General features: G+C 71.5%; 18 protein-coding genes. 13 read left to right on the top strand and 5 right to left on the bottom strand.

What is annotated here, in order from left to right:
• Window positions 1–99: 99 nt before the first annotated feature.
• Window positions 100–1,947: an FUSC family protein gene (locus ACFY1H_RS24845; RefSeq protein WP_386949977.1), complete on the top strand. Its 1,848-nt coding sequence runs from the start codon at window positions 100–102 to the stop codon at window positions 1,945–1,947.
• 147 nt (window positions 1,948–2,094) lie between these two features.
• Window positions 2,095–2,511: a hypothetical protein gene (locus ACFY1H_RS24840; protein ID WP_386949974.1), complete on the top strand. Its 417-nt coding sequence runs from the start codon at window positions 2,095–2,097 to the stop codon at window positions 2,509–2,511.
• A gap of 66 nt (window positions 2,512–2,577) precedes the next feature.
• Here the strand turns inward: ACFY1H_RS24840 and ACFY1H_RS24835 are convergent, their stop codons facing one another.
• Both ACFY1H_RS24835 and ACFY1H_RS24830 read right to left on the bottom strand, forming a co-directional pair.
• On the bottom strand, window positions 2,578–3,885 hold the full coding sequence (locus ACFY1H_RS24835) for an MFS transporter (RefSeq protein ID WP_386949972.1): 1,308 nt from the start codon (window positions 3,883–3,885) through the stop codon (window positions 2,578–2,580).
• A gap of 30 nt (window positions 3,886–3,915) precedes the next feature.
• Entirely contained in the window at window positions 3,916–4,845 is a 930-nt protein-coding gene (locus tag ACFY1H_RS24830; RefSeq protein WP_366581163.1) for a dihydrodipicolinate synthase family protein, read from the bottom strand.
• An 88-nt stretch (window positions 4,846–4,933) separates the two neighbouring features.
• Here ACFY1H_RS24830 and ACFY1H_RS24825 point away from each other — a divergent pair, with 88 nt between their 5' ends.
• From ACFY1H_RS24825 to ACFY1H_RS24800, 6 genes are all read left to right on the top strand, one after another.
• Entirely contained in the window at window positions 4,934–5,959 is a 1,026-nt protein-coding gene (locus ACFY1H_RS24825) for a LacI family DNA-binding transcriptional regulator (RefSeq protein ID WP_366581165.1), read from the top strand.
• 115 nt (window positions 5,960–6,074) lie between these two features.
• The gene (locus ACFY1H_RS24820) at window positions 6,075–6,776 is read left to right on the top strand and encodes a phosphatase PAP2 family protein (protein ID WP_366581167.1); all 702 of its coding nucleotides are present in this window, start codon (window positions 6,075–6,077) and stop codon (window positions 6,774–6,776) included.
• Between the two features lie 117 nt (window positions 6,777–6,893).
• On the top strand, window positions 6,894–8,279 hold the full coding sequence (gene murC, locus ACFY1H_RS24815; protein ID WP_386949967.1) for a UDP-N-acetylmuramate--L-alanine ligase: 1,386 nt from the start codon (window positions 6,894–6,896) through the stop codon (window positions 8,277–8,279).
• Window positions 8,280–8,347: 68 nt separating this feature from the next.
• Window positions 8,348–9,133, top strand: a complete 786-nt coding sequence (locus ACFY1H_RS24810; RefSeq protein WP_386949965.1) for a nucleotidyltransferase domain-containing protein — start codon at window positions 8,348–8,350, stop codon at window positions 9,131–9,133.
• 72 nt (window positions 9,134–9,205) lie between these two features.
• Window positions 9,206–9,571, top strand: a complete 366-nt coding sequence (locus ACFY1H_RS24805) for a hypothetical protein (RefSeq protein ID WP_386949962.1) — start codon at window positions 9,206–9,208, stop codon at window positions 9,569–9,571.
• A 20-nt stretch (window positions 9,572–9,591) separates the two neighbouring features.
• Window positions 9,592–9,834 (top strand): hypothetical protein, encoded by a 243-nt coding sequence (locus tag ACFY1H_RS24800; RefSeq protein WP_386949960.1) that lies wholly within the window; start codon window positions 9,592–9,594, stop codon window positions 9,832–9,834.
• A 54-nt stretch (window positions 9,835–9,888) separates the two neighbouring features.
• Here the strand turns inward: ACFY1H_RS24800 and ACFY1H_RS24795 are convergent, their stop codons facing one another.
• From ACFY1H_RS24795 to ligD (ACFY1H_RS24785), 3 genes are read right to left on the bottom strand one after another with little or no spacing between them, the layout of a single operon-like run.
• The gene (locus ACFY1H_RS24795) at window positions 9,889–10,254 is read right to left on the bottom strand and encodes a DUF5313 family protein (protein ID WP_386949957.1); all 366 of its coding nucleotides are present in this window, start codon (window positions 10,252–10,254) and stop codon (window positions 9,889–9,891) included.
• A gap of 35 nt (window positions 10,255–10,289) precedes the next feature.
• On the bottom strand, window positions 10,290–11,153 hold the full coding sequence (gene ligD / locus ACFY1H_RS24790; RefSeq protein WP_366581644.1) for a non-homologous end-joining DNA ligase: 864 nt from the start codon (window positions 11,151–11,153) through the stop codon (window positions 10,290–10,292).
• Window positions 11,153–12,097: a non-homologous end-joining DNA ligase gene (gene ligD / locus ACFY1H_RS24785; protein WP_366581175.1), complete on the bottom strand. Its 945-nt coding sequence runs from the start codon at window positions 12,095–12,097 to the stop codon at window positions 11,153–11,155. The genes ligD (ACFY1H_RS24790) and ligD (ACFY1H_RS24785) overlap by 1 nt, the downstream gene beginning before the upstream one ends.
• A gap of 211 nt (window positions 12,098–12,308) precedes the next feature.
• Between ligD (ACFY1H_RS24785) and ACFY1H_RS24780 the strand changes: the two genes are divergently transcribed.
• The 5 genes from ACFY1H_RS24780 to ACFY1H_RS24760 are packed head-to-tail and all read left to right on the top strand — an operon-like array spanning window position 12,309 to window position 17,218.
• Window positions 12,309–13,244: an alpha/beta hydrolase family protein gene (locus tag ACFY1H_RS24780; RefSeq protein ID WP_386949953.1), complete on the top strand. Its 936-nt coding sequence runs from the start codon at window positions 12,309–12,311 to the stop codon at window positions 13,242–13,244.
• Window positions 13,229–14,017, top strand: a complete 789-nt coding sequence (locus ACFY1H_RS24775) for an ABC transporter ATP-binding protein (protein WP_386949950.1) — start codon at window positions 13,229–13,231, stop codon at window positions 14,015–14,017. Before ACFY1H_RS24780 ends, ACFY1H_RS24775 begins: the two co-directional genes overlap by 16 nt.
• Window positions 13,992–14,861 carry an ABC transporter permease gene (locus ACFY1H_RS24770; RefSeq protein ID WP_386949947.1) on the top strand — a complete coding sequence of 290 codons (870 nt, stop codon included), beginning with the start codon at window positions 13,992–13,994 and terminating at the stop codon, window positions 14,859–14,861. Before ACFY1H_RS24775 ends, ACFY1H_RS24770 begins: the two co-directional genes overlap by 26 nt.
• A gap of 40 nt (window positions 14,862–14,901) precedes the next feature.
• Complete coding sequence (locus ACFY1H_RS24765; RefSeq protein ID WP_386949944.1) at window positions 14,902–15,999, top strand: ABC transporter substrate-binding protein; 1,098 nt, start codon at window positions 14,902–14,904, stop codon at window positions 15,997–15,999.
• Window positions 16,000–16,039: 40 nt separating this feature from the next.
• Complete coding sequence (locus ACFY1H_RS24760) at window positions 16,040–17,218, top strand: CoA transferase (RefSeq protein ID WP_366581183.1); 1,179 nt, start codon at window positions 16,040–16,042, stop codon at window positions 17,216–17,218.
• The last annotated feature ends 57 nt before the right edge of the window (window positions 17,219–17,275 follow it).

Genomic DNA, 17,275 nt, shown 5'->3' with positions numbered 1-17,275 from the left:
ACAAAGGACTCGGCCACAAAGGACCCGGACCGGGAGTGGCGCCGCCGCGGCCGGGGTGCGAGGCTTCCGCGGGAAGATCGCGGAGACGGTGGGGTGCGAGTGAACGTTCTGGCGCGCGGCGGCGGTTTGCTCGTCGTGATCCTGGTGGTGGTCGGCGGCACGGCCGGGCTCGGGGCCGTGCTCGGCCTCGGCGGCACGATGATCCTCGCCGGGCTGACCGCGTTGTTCTGCTTCATCGCGGCCAACGGCGGTCCGCTCGTGCCCGATCTCAAGCTGCTGGCGGCGTTCGCGCCGGCGGTGGTGATCGGCGCCGCCGGGCCGCGGCTGCTCGGGCCGGTCTCGCCAGTCGCGGCGATCGCGTTGCTCGTGGTCGTGGTGTTCTGCGCGGCGCTGCTGCCGGCACTGGGCGCGCGGTACGTGACCGTGGGCCTCGGGCTCGGGATGTCGTCGGTGTTCGGCTACGGCTTCCAGCTCACGGGCACGGCGAGCGTGGTGCAGATCCTCGGCGCGCCCGCGCTGGCCATCGGCGTGGTGTTCGTGCTGCGGCTGCTCACCGGCCTGGGCGACCCGGGCAAGCCGACCCGCGCCGCGCTGGCCGACGCGCTGGCCGGGCCGGACCGCGAGAGCGCCGAACGCGCCGTGCGGCTGTGGCTGGCCGACCGGCCGCTGCGCTGGCAGGCGCGCGTCGTCGCGGCGGGCCTGCGCTGCCACGGCACGGCGGCGGTGCTGCGCGACCGGCTGCGGGTACTGGACGCCGAGCAGGCGGCGGCCGTCACGGCGGTGCTGGCGGCCGTCGATGCGGCCCTGACGAAGCTCGCGGACGCGGTGCGCGCCAAGAACCTCGACCCGGCCGACGTGCCGGAGGTCGAGCGCGTCGACCCGGAGATCTGCCTGCCGGGCGACACCCGCGTGCTGATCGACGACCTGTGGACGGCGGTCGCGGCCGTGCGCGAGGCGGCCTCGACGCGCGACGAGTCCCTCGTGGACTTCCCCCGTCACATCGTGCGCACCGCGTTGCGCCGCGAGGCCGCCGGCGCGTTGTCGTGGCGCTCGGCCCAGCTGCGCCACGCCGTCCGGTGCGCGCTGGGCATGCTGCTGGCCGTCGTGATCGCCTCGTTCCGCCCGGGCGACCCGCTCACGGTGTCGTTCCTGATGACGACGTTCGCGATCATGCAACCCGAATGGCGCGACACCCTGGCGAAGGTCTGGCAGCGCGTGGCCGGTTCGGTGGCCGGGGCGGTGGTGCTCGTGCTCGCGCTGTGGCTGCTGCCGCATTCGGCGCTGCTGCCGCTGGGGCTCATCGCGTTGCTGGTCGGGTTCCCGTTCATGCAGGCGAAGCCGATGGTGTTCAACGGGTGCATCGTGCTGATGAGCGTGAGCGTCAACGCGGTCACCAAGCACCTCGACCCCGGCGCCACGCTCGCGGAATACGTGCTGCTGGTGGCGCTCGCCGTCGCGATCGCGCTGCTGTTCGGGTTCGCAGCGGTGCCGGGGGTGCCGAAACCGCCGGTGGCGCAACGCTTTTCCGAAGCGACCACGGCGATGGGCGAGCTGCTCGGATCAGTGGCCGCGCGTCTGCGCGGAGAACCGGGTGGCGACGCGCGCGAGGTCGGCCCGCGCTTCCGCACGGCCGTGCGCACGCACCAGGACCTCCTCGCGCCCGAACCCGGCAGCCGTGGCCCGGACTCCGCGCAGCGCGACGCCCTCGACGAGTCCGTGGAAGGCCTGCGCGGCCTCGCGGCGTCGGCCGGCGCGATGCTGCAGCGCCGCACCGGTTCGGCCGAGCTGGCCGGCTTCACCGCCGACGCCGCCGCGGCGCTGACCACCGGCGCGCCGCCGCCCGCGCGACCGGACCTGCCGGACGAGGAGGAGCGCCTGCTCGCCGATCTGGTCCTCGCCGACGTGCTGCGGATCAGCCACGGACGCGCGGTCCTGACCCCGGCGTGAATACGTTTCATTTTCCACGGAGGAATTCGTGGCAACCCTAAGTCATTCCTAAATGACCTCATTCGAGGTGCGCCGCTCGCTCATTCCGTTGTACGTTCTGTTCGCGGCGAGATGATCTTGCCGCTCCTACTGGAGGGAACCGAACACATGGGGAAGCGGATTTCGCGGATCGGTGCGCTCGTCGCCACGGTCGCGGCGGCCGGCACGCTCGTCGCGGGCGCGGGGGTCGCGAACGCGGCGCCGGCCAGCGCGTGCACCGACCCGCACCAGGCCTCGGGCATCATCGGGAAGTGGGGCCCGGTCAGCAAGTCGAACTGCGCGATCTTCGGCCGCCCGGGGTTCCGCGCGGGCTACGGCTGGAACGTGCAGGAAGGCACCAACCAGTCCGCGTGCGTCCAGGGCTGGGGTTTCGACGCGAAGCACCCGAAGGGCGGCTGGTTCAGCCTCGGCTGCGGCAAGAGCGGCAAGATGACGGTGCCGTGGGGCAACATGGCCGCCAACCCGCAGGTCCGGGTCAAGAGCATGGGCGGCAGCATCGCGGTGATCGTCGACTGGCGCCAGTGACGTGATTCCGGTGCCCGCCGGCCATTCCCCGGCGGGCACCGGAACCAATCCGAAAACCGTCATTCGCTATTCGATGGCGACGATGTGGCGTCCGGTTCGGTCGGGCGCGATCGCGGAGAAAACAATCCCCGCCAACGGGCCCAGAATACCCAGTGCCAACGCGAGCGGAATGCCGCCGCCCGCCAGCGTCAGCGCGAAAAGCGGATACACGCCGGCACCCAGGCCGCGGCCGACGTAGTAACTGCTGTTCGCGCCCGTGGACCGGATGCGGGTCGGGTAGTACTCCGACATCCACACGCCCAGCACGCCGAATCCGCCGCAGGCCGCGGCCGACCACATGAGCGCCCAGAACGTGGCATCGCCCCAGAAGGACGTGCTCACGTGGTCCGTGCCGCTCAGGACCTGGCCGAGGAACCAGCCGAAGCCCGCCACCCCGAACACGCAGCTGGCCAGGAACGCGTACTTGCGCCGCACCAGGTCCGACAGCGCGCCCGTCGCCGAGTACGCGAGGATCGTGAACACGTACCCGATCAGCACCACGCCGCTCGCCGTGCCCAGCGGCAGGTGCTGCACCTTCAGCAGGTACGTGGACAAGTACACGCCGACGGAGTTGGTCGTGAGGAACATGGCCGTGGACAGCACCATGAAGATCACGCTGCCGTAGACCACCTTGGAGCGGAACACGTCCAGGATCGGCACGCGCGTACGCCGTAGGTCGGGTGGCAGGGTGCCTTCGCGCAGCCGCCGTTGGTACTCGAGCCAGTGGCGCGACTCCGGCAGCAGCCGGAACGCCGCGAGCCCGATCACCACGCTCACCACGCCGATCACGACGTAACCGGTGCGCCAGCCCAGATCGTTGCCGAACCACGACAGGCACGCATACAGCACGCCGACCGTAACGATCTCGCCGAGGAAGTACATCGACTGGATCAGCCCGCCCATCGTGCCGCGGCGGGTGGTTTTCCAGCACTCGGTGAACATCGAGAACGACAGGCCGAACAGGCCGCCCATCCCGAGCCCGGCCAGCAGCCGGGTGACCAGGAACGTCCCGAAATTCGGCGCCAGCCCGCCGAGCGCGGCGGCGATGCCTAAAGCGAGCACGGAGATCGCATACGTGCGGCGGCGCCCCAGCGTGTCACCGAGCCAGCCGAACAGGAAGCCGCCCGCGATCGAGGCGAAGCCCTGGAACGTCGCCACGCTCACCAGCGTCACCGTGGACACGTGCAGCGAGCCGGACAGGTAGGTGAGCGGGTAGCCGACGAGGTTGAGCTCGGCGCCGTCGAACAACGAGCCGAGGAACGCGAACACGAGGATGAACCGCAGCTCCCGGCGGCTCCCGGTTCTCGGTGGTGCCTCTGCTGACACAGCGGTCATTGGTGTGCCTTCCGAAGCGGTGGGGAGGGGTCAGAGCACCTTGCCGAGACCGGCGTGGGCGAGGGCGGCGGCGACCTCGTCGTCGGCCTCAGGGGCGAGCGGCAGCAGCGGCGAGCGCACGTAGGCGTTGGGGATTACCCCGCGCTGCACCAGGCCCAGCTTCAGCGCGACGCTGCCCTCCATGTGCGAACCGCGGTGGTACACGGCCTTGGTCAGCGGCAGCAGCCGGTCGTGCACCGCGCGCGCCGCCGGGTAGTCGCGGCGCTTGCCGGCCTGCAGCAGCTCCCACATGCCCTCGGGCGCCAGCGCGCCGTAGCCGACGAGCGCGCCGTCGACGTCGAACATGGTGTGCAGCAGGTACTCGTCGTGGCAGGTGAGGATCTGCAGGTCGGGGAACTCCTTGCGCAGCACCGGGACCTCGGTGTCCCAGCGGCGCATGTTGCGCACGCCGTTCTTGATCGCGAACACGGAGTCGAGCTCGGCGATCTTGAGCTGCTCGGTGAGGTTGTAGCTCGCCTTTGTGACATCCGGGTACTGGAACAGGATCTGCGGCAGACCGGAGATCTCGCCGACGATGCGGTAGCGGTCGGCGGCGGCGCCGGGCTGGAAGCCGAAGCGCAGCCAGCTGTGCGCCGGGTAGAGCAGCACGCCCGCCGCGCCGGCCTCGCCGTAGCGCTTGGCCTCTTCACCCGCGACGCGGCTGCCGTCGCTGATCACCCCGGTGATGATCGGCTGCTTGCCCTCCACGGCGCCGACCAGGGTTTTCACCACGTCGCCGCGCTCGGTCTCGGTCATGCTGGCACCTTCGCCGGCGTGCCCGTTGCACACGATGCCCTTGACGCCCGGCAGACCGGCGAGCCAGCGCCCGTGCACGGCCAGGGCTTCGTGGTCGACGTCGCCGCTCTCGGTGAACGGGGTGACACACGCCGGGACGAGGCCGCGCAGATCGAGAGACTTCATGACACTCCCTTGTTTCAGGCTGTGCAAACGATGGGGGAATCGGTTGCACAACGGTAGGCTGCGGGTTGCGCGAGAGTCAAGGAGCCGCATGAGCGAGCGAACACCGGAGAGCACCCGGGAGCCGGGGGTCCGTCCGACGATCAGCGACGTCGCGCTGGCGGCCGGCGTCAGCAAGTCGACGGTCTCGCGCGCGCTCAACCCCGAGCACCGGTTCTTCCGCAGCCCGTCGGCGGCGCGGATCCGCGAGATCGCCGAGGGCGTGGGCTACGAGCCGAACCCGGTCGCCGCCAACCTGCGGCGCCGGCAGACCAACACCTTCGGCGTGCTCGTGCCGCGGCTGACCGACACGGTGATGGCGATGTTCTACGAGGAGGTCGCCTCGGCGTGCACGCGCCGCGGGTACCACGCGCTGGTCGCGACCTCGCACGACGAGCCGGAGCTCGAGCGCGAGAACGGCCGGATGCTGCTCGGCCGCCGCGTCGACGGCCTGATTCTCACCACCGCGCGCACCGAAGGCGGCTTCTGCCAGGAACTGCTGGAGCGCGAGGTGCCGCACGTGCTGGCGATGCGCACGTTCGGCGACAGCGCCGCCGCCGTGGGCGACGACCGCCTCGGCGGCTACCTCGCCACGCGGCACCTCCTGGACCTCGGGCACCGCCGCATCGCGCTGGTCGCCGGCCCGGACTACGCGTCCAGCGCGCTCGGCCGCCGGGCCGGGTACGAGGACGCGTTGCGCGAAGCCGGGTTGCCCGCGTTCGTCCTGCCCTCGACGTTCAGCATGGAGAGCGGCGAGGACGCCGGCCGGGCCCTGCTCGCCCTGGACCCGCGCCCCACCGCCGTCTTCGCCGTGAACGACAACACTGCTGTCGGGTTGCTCTCGGCCGTGCAGCGCGCCGGCGTGCGGGTGCCCGACGAGCTTTCCGTGGTGGGATACAACGACATTCCCCTCGCCGCGCGCCTGCCGGTGCCGCTCACCACGATCCGGGTGCCGTTCACGGAGATCGCCGGCGCGGCCGTGGACCTGCTGATCGACGTGGGCGCCGGCGTGCCCGCCAGCACGCGCCGGTTCGCGCCGACGTTGATCCCGCGCGGCACCACGCTGCGGGTGGGGTGAGGGGGCCCACGTCCGTCCACAGGGGACGGGCCCGTGCGGAACCAGTGCGGAGTTGTTGCAGACCCATGACATTTCCCGGCCCCGCCGCGGACGAAGCGTTGGCAGGCTGGACGGGGTGAACAACCGAGTGCTCAGCATCGCCTGGCGGCTGGTGGCCGCCGTCCTCCTCGTCGTGGCGACGGGGGTGACGTACTTGCTGCTGGTCCGCACGGAGTCCGGCCAGGAGGCCGACCAGCGGGTCCTGGAGACGTTCGACCCGTCGTTCACCCGCGCGTCGGGGGAGGTGCCTCTGCCGCTGGAGGTCCCGGTGCCGGCGCTGTTCGCCCTCGCGCTCGTGCTGGTCGTGGTGATCGGCCTGGTACGGCGCGCGTACCGGCGCACGGCGGCGGCCGTCGGGCTCATGGTGGTGGTCGCGGGCTTCGCGCAGCTGCTCAAGGTCGCCCTCGACCGGCCGAACCTGGCCGAGCGCATCCACTCCACCAGCAACAGCTTCCCGAGTGGCCACGTGACGGTGGCCGCGATGAGCGTGTTCGCCCTGCTGCTCGTGCTGCCGCGCGTCGGGCGGTTCGTGGCGGCGCCGCTGGGTGTCGCGTGGATCGTCGCGGTCGGCGTCTCGACGCTCACCGTGGGCTGGCACCGCCCCAGCGACTGCCTCGGCGGCTTCTTCCTCGCGGCGGCCGGCTACGCGCTGGCCTCGGCGTGCGTCGTCGAACGCCGCGGCCCACGGCTGCCCGCCGACGCCGCGACCGTGGAACTGGCTGTACCGCGGCCGGCGCCGGGGCAGCAGGACCGGCAGCCGTTCTCCGTACCGCGCTGACGGATCGGTACCCGGCTGTTGCCCTGCCGCGACAGACAGCTCGCGGTCCGCGGACATGCCGGCCGCACCCTCGAAGCCGGGGACAGGGAGTCCTCACCGGAAACAAGAGGGTGCGTGATGAACGAGCTGACCGTGCGGGACCTGGGCCACGTGTACCTGATCGGCATCGGCGGGGTGGGGATGTCGGGCCTCGCGGAGATCCTGCTGCGCCACGGGGTGCCGGTGAGCGGCAGCGAGGTGGGCGACCGGCCGGCCCTGGCTTTGCTGGAGGAGCTGGGCGCCACCGTGCACCGCCGGCACTCGCCCGGGCACCTCTGGAACGCCGACACCGTGGTGTACTCGACCGCGATTCCCGGCGACCACGTGGAGCTCATCGAGGCCCGCGACCGCGGGCTGCCGCTGCTGCACCGGTCCGAGGCCCTCGCGGCGGTATTGGCGGGGCGTCGCGCGATCGCGGTCGCGGGCACGCACGGCAAGACGACCACCACCGCGATGATCACGGTCGCGCTGCGCGCCGGCGGGGCCGACCCGTCGTACGTGATCGGCGGCGACGTCCGCACGCTGGGCTCCGGCGGCGTCGGCTCGGGCGAGTACTTCGTGGTCGAGGCCGACGAGAGCGACCGCTCGTTCTTCGCCTACACGCCCGAGGTCGCGGTGGTCACGAACATCGACTCCGATCACCTCGACACCTACGGCGACGTCGAGGGCCTGCAGCAGGCGTTCGCCGATTTCTGCCGCCGCGTTCGGCCCGGCGGCTTCGTGGTGACCAACGTCGACGACGAGCGGTGCCGCCGGCTCGCCGCGGCGCTGCGGGCGGAAGGCCGGACCGTGTACACCTACGGCGAGGCCAACGACGCCGACCTCATCGTGGTGGGGCTTTCCCCGGTGACCACGGGAATCCGCTACGACGCCGTGCTCGACGGTGCCCTCGTCGGCGCGGTGCACGTGCCGGTGGTGGGCAAGCACCTCGGCCTCAACTCCGCGGCCGCGCTGCTCGTCGCGCAGCGGCTGGGCCGCACCGGCGCGATCCCCGGGTTACGCCGGTTTCCGGGCGTGCGCAGGCGGTTCGAGCTCCGCGGGGTCGCGCGCGGCGTGCGAGTGTACGACGACTACGCGTGCCACCACACGTCGATGGCCGCGTCGCTCACGGCATTGCGGTCGGTCGCGCGGGAGCACCGGCTGGTCGTGGTGTGCCAGCCCAATCGCGCGTACCGCGTGCGGCAGTTCCTCGGCGAGATGGCCGAGTCGCTGAGCCTGGCGGACCAGGCGGTGGTGCTTCCGGTGTTCGGCCCCGGCGAGACCGTCGCGGCGGGGTTCGACGGCGAGGCGCTCACGGCCGCGATTCCGTTGCCGGAGAAGGACAAAGTGTACGCCGGGTCCGGCTCCGTGGCCTTGACCGAGGTGGTCCGGCGCGTTCAGCGGGGCGACGTCGTGGTGACCATCGGGTCGCCCGAGATGGCGACGCTCGCGGGCCGCATCGTCGAGGCGCTGCACGAGAGCTGAGCGCTTATTCGCGTGCCGGCCGGCGCGGTGGCGTGCTACTTTGCCCTGCTCCCAACGAAAGGAAGCTCATGACCGTTCCCGCGCCGCACCGCGAGTTCCTCGACGACGTACTGCCGAAGATCCGCCGCGACCCGCGCGTGGCCGGGGTGGCCGTCGGAGGCTCGATCGCCCACGGCGAGCCCGACGAATACTCCGATGTGGACATTGTCGTGGTCGTCGACGACGCGGCGTTCGAAGCGGTGCTGGCCGAGCGGTTCGCGTTGATCGGCTCGTGGGCCGACCTCGTCGCCGCCTTCACCGGCGAGCACGTCGGCGAACCGCGGCTGGTCATCACCCTGACCGGATCGGGCCTGCTGCACGTGGACTTCAAATTCGTGCGCGTGGCGGACTTCGGCGAGCGGACGAGCGACCCGAAGATCCTGTGGGAACGCGACGGTGCGCTGACTCAGGCCCTCGCCGCCGCGCCGCTCGCCAAGGAGCCGCTGGACGAGCAGTGGCTCGAAGACCGCTTCTGGGTCTGGGTCCACTACGCGGCGACGAAACTCGGGCGCGGCGAACTGTTCGACGTCCTCGGGTTCCTGGCTTTCCTGCGCGAAACGGTGCTGGGGCCGCTGATCGCCATGCGTGCCGGCCTTGCCCCTCGGGGCGTGCGCCGGCTGGAGTTCGTCGCCCCGGACGCGGCGCGCGAGCTGCAGGCCACCGTCTGCGGGTACGACGCGAAGGAGGCCGCGTCGGCGGTGCTGGCGAGCGTGGAGCTGTACCGGCGGTGGCGTGGCGCCGTCGAACGGAGTGCCCGGGCCGAGGAGCTCGCGGTGCGGTACCTCGCCGACGTCGTCGGAGCGGGTGGCCGGTAGCGGACACGCTCGGGAGGGCTCCCGCCGCCCGCGGTTACCGTCCCCGGTGCTCGACCGGAGGAGGGGTGCGTCGTGGGCGGGTGGCGGGTCAGGACCGCGCGGTGGGTGATGGCCGTGCAGGCCGTGGCGTCGATCGGGATCTGGGTGGTGCAGCTGCTCACGGTGCTTGAACGGCTCGACCACGGCCAGGACGTGCCGGGTTCGGTGTGGCTCGTGCTCGTGCTGAACCCGGTCATCGCAGTGCTCGTCGCAGTCGCCGCGGCGTTCCTGCCGCGGCGCGAGTGGGCGGCGACGCTGGGGGTGGCCATGGAGGTGATCGGCGTGGTGAGCGCCGTGATCAGCGTGACCACCGGATACCCCCAGGCCGTGGTGGCGATCGTGCTGGCCCTCGCCGTGATCACGCTGATCGTCCGCCGCCGGCAGCCCGCCGTCGTCTGAGCCCGGGAAGGGGTTCCGCCGTGTCACGCTCGCGTCTGGCCGTCGCGGCCGCCGCCGTCGTCCTGCTCGCCACCGGCTGCGCCGGGCCGCCGCCGCCCGAGCAGTGCGACGGGCTCATGTGCGAGACCGTCGGCTACTGGCCCAGCACCGAAACGCAGATCGAAAACGGTTTCGTCGCCGTGCTCAGCGCCCTCGGCATCGTCCCCATCGTGCCCCGCAGCGCCAACGGCCCGGCGCGGCGCACCGTCACCATCGGCGGGTAGCTGCTGTTCCCGGAGAGGGCCCGGTCGGGGTGTCGTGACAGGGTCCTGCCCCGGTCAGGGCCAGGTGGCGGCCCCGCCTCGGCGTTTGCGGACCGCTTTGCCGGTGCCCGGCGGGTAGCCGTGCTTGGCCAGGCGCACTTCGGCGAGCTCGTCGGCGCTGCCGAGGGTGAGGAACAGGCCCAGGACCAGGGCCATGAGCAGTCCGAGAAGCACCAGCCCCGCGGGCAGCGGCGTGAGGAACACCAGCAGGAGGAACGCGGCGGTGAGCCACGGCAGCGCCTCGAAGAACACGCGGAGCGCGAACCGCAGCACCCACGTCCGGGCGGTCGCGTCGTGCAGCACCCACGGGCGGTACTCATCGGGCAGCCGAGCGCCGTAGACGTAGCGCAGCCACCGGATCGGACCTGGTCGTGGGGTCACCATAGTCACTCCAGTGTGCGCTTCCCGCCGTCGTTTCACTCCAGCGAAGCCAGCGCCGCCTCCGCCGAGCCCGCGTGCTTCGCCAGGTCCCGCCACGGGTCGGCCTTGCGCGCCAGGCGTTGCTTCTGCTTCGCGGGCGGCCAGCCGTCCGGGTCCGCCTTGCCGAGCTCGCGCCAGTCGAGCGGCGTCGCGGCCGCCGCGCCGGGGCGGGCGCGCAGGGAGTACGGCGCGATGAACGTCTGGGCGTAGCCGTTGCGGTTGGCGTCGAGGAAGATCCGGTCGCCGCGGCTGTCCTTGCGCTGCGCCGTGGTGAGGTGGTCCGGGTCCTCGTCGGCCACGCGGTCGGCGAGCGTGCGGGCGAGGTCCAGCACGACGTCGGTGTCGGAGCGGGCGTCCAGCGGGGCGAGCACGTGGAAGCCGCGCCCGCCGGTCGCCTGCACGAAGGCGGTGAGGCCGGCTTTCTCGTAGTGGCCGCGGATCTTGCGCGCCACCTCGCGCAGGCGGGCCACCGGCGTGCCGTCCGGCGGGTCGAGGTCGAGCACGAGCCGGTCCGGCTGCCCAGGACTGTCCACGGTGGACAGCCACACGTGGAACTCCACCGTCCCCTGGCCGGCGAGATAGACGAGGGCGTCGGTGTCGTCGCAGACCACGTACTCGTCCGTGCCCCCGCCGCGCCGCGGCACGCGTTCCACGCGCAGCCACTCCGGGAAGTGCTCGCCGGGGTGCTTCTGGAACCAGCCCTGGCCGTCGATGCCGTCGGGGAAGCGGCGCAACGTCAGCGGGCGTCCGCGCAGGTGCGGCACCATCACGCCGGCCACCGCACGGTAGTGCTCGACGACGTCACCCTTGGTGAGCCCGTCCGCGGGATAGAACACCTTGTCGGGATGGGAAACTTCGATCACGGCTTCTCCCGCACCACGTCGGCCGGCTTCTTGTCGTCGCGCAGGCCCAGGAACCGCGGGTGCCGCAGCCGCCCGTCGCGGGTCCACTCCGAGAACCCGATCTGCGCCACGAGCTCCGGCCGCACCCAGTGCGTCGCCTGCTCGCGCACGGCATCGGCGAACGGCGAACGGGTTGTCTCGCGCTTCGTCAGCTGGTCGTGCAGCGACGCCAGCAGCTTCTCGCCGAACCCGGTGCCGACCTTGCCGGCGTACCGCAGCTCGTCGCCTTCGTAGTAGCCCAGCAGCAACGCGCCGAAGCCGTGCCGCGCGCCCTGCGGGTCGGTGAACCCGGCGACCACGAGCTCCTGGCCCTGGGCGCACTTGAACTTCAGCCAGTCCGCCGACCGTCCCGAGTGGTACGGCGCGTCGGCCCGCTTCGCGATCACGCCCTCCCAACCGCGCCGGCAGGCCTCCTCGAAGAACTTCTCCCCGTCGGCGTCCCGGTGCGCCGACAACCGCAGCGGATCCGCGAACTCGAACGCGTCCTTCAGCAGGGCCTTGCGTTCGCGCAGCGGCAACGGCGTGGCGTCGTGGCCGTCGAAGTGCAGCAGGTCGAACAAGTAGTAGTACACGCGCACCCCGGTCGCCCGCGCCCGCGCCGGATCCGTGAGGTGGATCCGCGGCTGCAACGCGGCGAAGCTGGTGTTGTCGCCGTCGAACGCGACGATCTCGCCGTCCGCCACGAACCGCGGGCCGCCTTGGCGGTCGAGCGCCTCGACGAGCTCCGGGTAGGCGTTGTCCATGACCTTGTGGTTGCGCGAGTAGAGCGTGGGCGTACCGCCGTCGCGCACGCAGATCGCGCGGACGCCGTCGAGCTTGCGCTCGAACATCCAGCCCGCGTCGGAGAACCGGCGGTCGGTCAACGTCGCGAGGGTCGGTTCCCGCCAGCCTGGCGTGGTCATCGTGTAGTCCTTTCGACACCTCGCTTCGGAGTGCCCGGCCCACGGTCGTTCGAAACTCCAGCTCAGCGCGCTGCGGAACCGGCCCGCGGGGGTCCCGGTGCCTGCTTCGCGGCCACGGAGAGTGCTCGCGTCCGGTCACTTGCGCGACGAGTCTTGTCAACGCCGACTAACTAGCATTACGTTACTAACAAGTCGCTAGTTAGGAGCCAGCGTGGGCTGCAACGAGCACGCGGACCCCCGGTGGGCCCGGCCGGGCCGCAACAGGGTCGTCACGAGCGAAGTCGACGAATGGGCGACCGCCGACGGGCAGCGGGTCGCCGTTTTCGCGCAAGAACCGGACAGTGCCGGGGAAAAGCCCGTTGTCGTCCTGTGCCACGGGCTGGGCGGGAGCCACCGCGGTTACGCGGGCCTCGGTCACCACCTCGCGTCCCACGGCTACGCGGTGCTGCACCCGCAGTTCCGCGACGCCTTCGATCTCGCCGGACCGGAGCTCGGACTGTCCGGTGTGGACGAACGGACCTGGGCCGCGGATCCCGTGGCCAGGCAGCGGATGCACGCGCTGCTGTTCGACCCGGAACACTGGCTGTCCCGGGTCGACCGGGTGCACGCGGTGCTCGACGCGCTCGCCGCCAGGCCGAACCTGAACCCCGACGGCGTCCTGCTCGCCGGGCACTCGTTCGGCGCCTACACCGCCCAGCTCCTCCTGGGCACGCGCCTGACCGGCTACGGGACCTTCGCTCACCCGGCCGTCGCGGGCGGAATCCTGTTGTCACCACAGGGAAGCGGCGACCGTGGGCTCACCCCGAGCTCCTGGCAGGACGTCGAGCTGCCCCTGCTGGTCGTCACCGGCACGCGCGACTTCGGCGCTCGCGGCGAGGGCGTCGAATGGCGCCGCGAGCCGTACGACCGGGCGCGCTCGCGGGTCAAGCACCTCGCCGTGGTCCACGACGGCGACCACCAGATCGGTGGAATCCCGCGCCACGAAACCGAGAACAGCCCGACCGCGGCCGTGATCTGCGCGGTGGCCACGGCGTTCGCCGACCGCGTGCACGGCGACCGGGCCGCGGGGGAGTGGCTCGCGACCGCGCCCTTCGCGACGATCCTCGACCACACCCACCAGGAGGAGGCCGCATGTCCGACGTCGTGATCAGCGCGACGGGCGTCGAGCGGACGTTCGTTTCCCGCGGCCACGCGGTCCACGCGCTGGGCCCGGTCGACCTGACCGTCGAAAGAGGACAGTTCGTCGCGATCGTCGGCCCGTCCGGCTGCGGGAAGTCGACGTTGCTGCGGATCGTCGCGGGGCTGGCCGCACCCTCGGCCGGCGAGATCGTGATCGACCGCGCCGACGCGGACTCGCCGCTGTGCTCCATGGTCTTCCAGGACTACGGCATTTTCCCCTGGAAGACCGTGCTCGCCAATGTACGGCTCCCGCTCGACATCGCCGGCGTCGCACGGGCGAGGGCCAACGAGGTCGCCCGCGACTGGATCGAACGCGCCGGTGTGTCCGGCTTCGAATCCGCCTACCCGGCCACGCTGTCCGGGGGCATGCGCCAGCGCGTGGCCCTGGCCCGGGCGTTCGTGGCCAACCCCGAGATCCTCCTGATGGACGAGCCGTTCGCCGCCCTCGACGCGCAGCTGCGCCTCGTGCTGCAGCAAGAGCTGCTGCGGGTGTGGGAGGCGCACCGGCGCACGATCCTGTTCGTCACCCACGCCATCGACGAGGCGCTGCTGCTGGCCGACCGCGTCGTCGTCATGTCCTCGCGGCCCGGGCGCATCCTCGACGACATCGAGGTCCCGTTCGCCCGGCCGCGCACCCGCGCCGCGCGTTCGGCGGCCGAGTTCGGCGCTCTCGAAGACCACATCTGGCGGCTCCTGAAAGGTGAGGTGGAAGAACGTGAGCACGCTCATGACGTCGCATGACCGGCTCGGCGGTCGCGAGCTCGTCCGGCGCACGCCCGGCCCCGCCGAGCTGGCGCCCCAGCGGCACGCCCGGCGCCGCCGCGGCGTGACCCTCACCCTGGCCTGGGCGACCCCGGTGCTGATCATCGTGGTTTGGGAGCTCACCGCGCAGTTCGGCATCCTCGACACCCGGTTCTTCCCGGCCCCCAGCGTGATCTGGCAGGCGGGCGTCAAGTCCATTCAGGACGGTGTGATGACCGACGCCATCGTCGACACCGTGCGCAAGCTCGTGATCGGCTACGGGATCGGCGTCGTGGTCGGCGTGGCGCTCGGCGTCCTGCTGGGACTGTCGTGGATCGTCCGGGCGGCACTGGAACACACGCTGGTCGCCCTGTACACGCTGCCGAAGCTCGCGCTGTTCCCCGTGTTCCTGCTCGTGTTCGGTCTCGGTGGGCTGCCGCAGATCGTGCTGGTCGGCGTGTCGGTGTTCTTCATCGTGGTGCTCGCCTCGACCACCGCGGTCCTGTCGGTCGAGCAGGGCTACCGTGACGCGGCCGAAGTGCTCGGCGCCAAGCGCACCCAGCTGCTGCGCCACGTCATCCTCCCGGCCGCGCTGCCCGCCATCGCGACCTCGATCCGGCTGACCGCGGGCATCGCCATCCTCGTGATCGTCGGCATCGAGATGGTCTCGGGCGACAGCGGCCTCGGCTACCTGATCTTCCAGCGCTCCCAGGTGTTCGACCCCGCGACGATGTACGCCGGCGTGATCATCGCCGGGGTGATCGGCGTGGCCTTCACCGGCCTCGTCACCCTCGCGCTGAAGTTCGCCGTCCCCCAGCAGCGGCCGCGCCTGCGCCGGTCCTGAGCCCCTCGTCTCCCCAACCCCCCTTTTCCTCAGGAGAGCCATGTCCAGAACCACCCGGGCGCTCTGCGCCACCGCCGTCGCGGCCGGTCTGGTGTTCGCGAGCGCGTGTGCCCCGTCGTCCCAGCAGAACCAGGCCACCGACGCCCGGCAGGTGTCCGTGCTGCCGGCCGGCGTGAGCCTGTCGGGCAAGGCGGGCACGCCGGCGCCCAAACCGCTGGCACAGCGCACCTCGCTCAAGGTCGGCATCCCGTCCAAACTGGAGCTCGAAGCACCGGCGCTGCTTGCCCAGGTCTACGGCGAGTTCGCCAAGGAGAACCTCGACGTCACCTTCGTCACCGACACGGTGCCGAACCTGCTCACGTTGCTGGGGCAGGACAAGATCGACCTCGTCTACGCGGGCGCGCAGGCCCTGGTGTTCAACGCGCTGCGCCACGGCGTGCCGATCCGCTGGGTCTCCGGCGTCGCTTCGTCCTCTCCGGACAGTGGTGTCTACATGAGCACCAAGTACGGCAGCAAGGCGAGCGACTTCAACCCGGCGTCGCTGAAGGGCAAGAACATCGGCGTCAACCCCGGTGGGCTGGCCGCTCCGTCGGAGTACGGGCTGTACGACCTGATCACCAAGGGCGGCCTCAAGCCCGACGACGTGCGGATGACACCGTTCAGCGACATCGCCGCGATGGTGCAGGCGCTCAACAACGGGTCGATCGACGGCGCCACCCTCGGCCCGCCGTTCACCGCGAGCATCAAGCCGGGCACCGCGTTCAACGCCGAAGGCGGGTACCCGGACAGCATGCAGATCGCCGGCTACTTCGCGACCACCGCGCTGCTGGGCGAACACCGCGGCGCGGGCGTCGCGTTCTTCCGCGCGGTGGAGCGGACGGTGAACACGCACCTGTCCGGTGACTACCACCAGGACACCGACGTGATGACCAAGATGGCCCAGCAGCTCGGCACGACCGTCGAGACGCTGCGGGTCGCGCCGTCGGTGCCGTTCGACTTCGACGTGCCCGCCGAATCGGTGGCGAGCCTGCAGAAGATGTACCAGGCGGTGCCGAACACGCTGCAGATCGACTCCCCGGTGAAGCCCGAAGAGCTGATCGACCTGTCGCTCGTGATCGACGCGGCGCAAGGCAAGTGAACCCCCGCATCCCGACGCGAGCACGGAGGACAACCACACGATGAGCGACGCGCTGGCCGGTGTCCGGGTCCTCGACGCCGCGACCGTCCTCGCCGGACCGGTCTCGGCGACGATCCTGGGCGACTTCGGCGCCGAGGTGGTCAAGATCGAAGACCCGAAGGTCGGCGACTTCACGCGCAGCGGCGGGCGGTCGCCGGGCTGGCTGCAGGAGGGGCGCAACAAGAAGTCCGTGGCGCTCGACCTGCGCACGTCCGAAGGCCAGGCCGTGTTCCACCGCCTGGTGCCGCACTTCGACGTGGTGGTCACGAACTTCCGGCCGCCGACGCTCGAGCGCTACCGCATGCTGCCCGAGCACCTTCAGCCCCTCAACCCGCGGGCGATCCTGTTGTACCTCACCGGGTTCGGCCTCACGGGGCCGTACCGCGACCGCGGCGCGTTCGACCGGATCGCGAGTGCCTACAGTGGACTGACCTACGCCACGGGCGAGCCGGAGCGGCCGCCGGTGCGCAGCGGGTACTCGGTGATCGACTACATGAGCGCCTACCTCGCGGCGTTCTCCGTGGTGTCCGCGCTGTACCACCGCGACCTCGGCTCGGGCTCGGGCCAGGTCATCGACCTGGCGCTGTACGAGGCCGCGTTGCGGTCCAGTGAGGACTCGGTGACCGCCTACGGCCTCGACCGCCAGGTCCGGGAACGGCTGGGCAACAAGAACCCGGCCATCGTGCCGGCGTCGGACTTCGTGACGTCCGACGACCGCCGGGTGTCGCTGCACGCGGGCACCGACTCGCTGTTCCGGCGCCTGTCCGCGGTGATGAACCGGCCCGGGCTGGCCGACGATCCGCGCTTCGCCGACCGCCCCGCCCGGATCCGCCACCAGGACGAGCTCTACCCGCTGATCAGCGAGTGGGTTTCGCGGCTGACCGCCGACGAGGTGGTGAAGCTGCTGAGCGACGCCGACATCCCGGCGTCCCCGATCATGAGCGTCGCCGACCTCATGAACGACCCGCACTGCCGGGCCCGCGGCTCCGTGATCACCGTGGACGACGCGGAGTTCGGTGAGGTGCCGATGGTCGCGCCGCTGCCGCACCTGAGCGCGACGCCCGGCAGTGTCCGCTGGGCCGGCACGACGTTGGGCGCGCACACCGACGAGGTGCTCGGCGGGCTGCTGGGCCTGTCCACCGCGGAGCTCGACGCGTTGCGGGACCGGGGGGTGGTGTGAGCGATCACTAGACTGCGAGGCCGGAGGCAGGTGAGAAGAGTGCACAGGGGAGATGAC

The organism is Amycolatopsis sp. NPDC001319 (genome assembly GCF_042896185.1).
Classification (GTDB): Bacteria; Actinomycetota; Actinomycetes; order Mycobacteriales; family Pseudonocardiaceae; genus Amycolatopsis.
The sequence above is the reverse complement of the archived record's forward strand: the minus strand, read 5'-3'. Positions and strand labels throughout refer to the sequence as shown.

Excerpts from the sequence above, each read along its gene's own strand:
- ACFY1H_RS24810 (WP_386949965.1), top strand. The coding sequence starts at position 8,348 with ATGACCGTTCCCGCGCCGCACCGCGAGTTCCTCGACGACGTACTGCCG.
- ACFY1H_RS24840 (WP_386949974.1), top strand. The coding sequence starts at position 2,095 with ATGGGGAAGCGGATTTCGCGGATCGGTGCGCTCGTCGCCACGGTCGCG.
- murC (WP_386949967.1), top strand. The coding sequence starts at position 6,894 with ATGAACGAGCTGACCGTGCGGGACCTGGGCCACGTGTACCTGATCGGC.
- ACFY1H_RS24830 (WP_366581163.1), bottom strand. The coding sequence starts at position 4,845 with ATGAAGTCTCTCGATCTGCGCGGCCTCGTCCCGGCGTGTGTCACCCCG.
- ACFY1H_RS24775 (WP_386949950.1), top strand. The coding sequence starts at position 13,229 with ATGTCCGACGTCGTGATCAGCGCGACGGGCGTCGAGCGGACGTTCGTT.
- ACFY1H_RS24765 (WP_386949944.1), top strand. The coding sequence starts at position 14,902 with ATGTCCAGAACCACCCGGGCGCTCTGCGCCACCGCCGTCGCGGCCGGT.
- ACFY1H_RS24760 (WP_366581183.1), top strand. The coding sequence starts at position 16,040 with ATGAGCGACGCGCTGGCCGGTGTCCGGGTCCTCGACGCCGCGACCGTC.
- ACFY1H_RS24835 (WP_386949972.1), bottom strand. The coding sequence starts at position 3,885 with ATGACCGCTGTGTCAGCAGAGGCACCACCGAGAACCGGGAGCCGCCGG.
- ACFY1H_RS24825 (WP_366581165.1), top strand. The coding sequence starts at position 4,934 with ATGAGCGAGCGAACACCGGAGAGCACCCGGGAGCCGGGGGTCCGTCCG.
- ligD (WP_366581175.1), bottom strand. The coding sequence starts at position 12,097 with ATGACCACGCCAGGCTGGCGGGAACCGACCCTCGCGACGTTGACCGAC.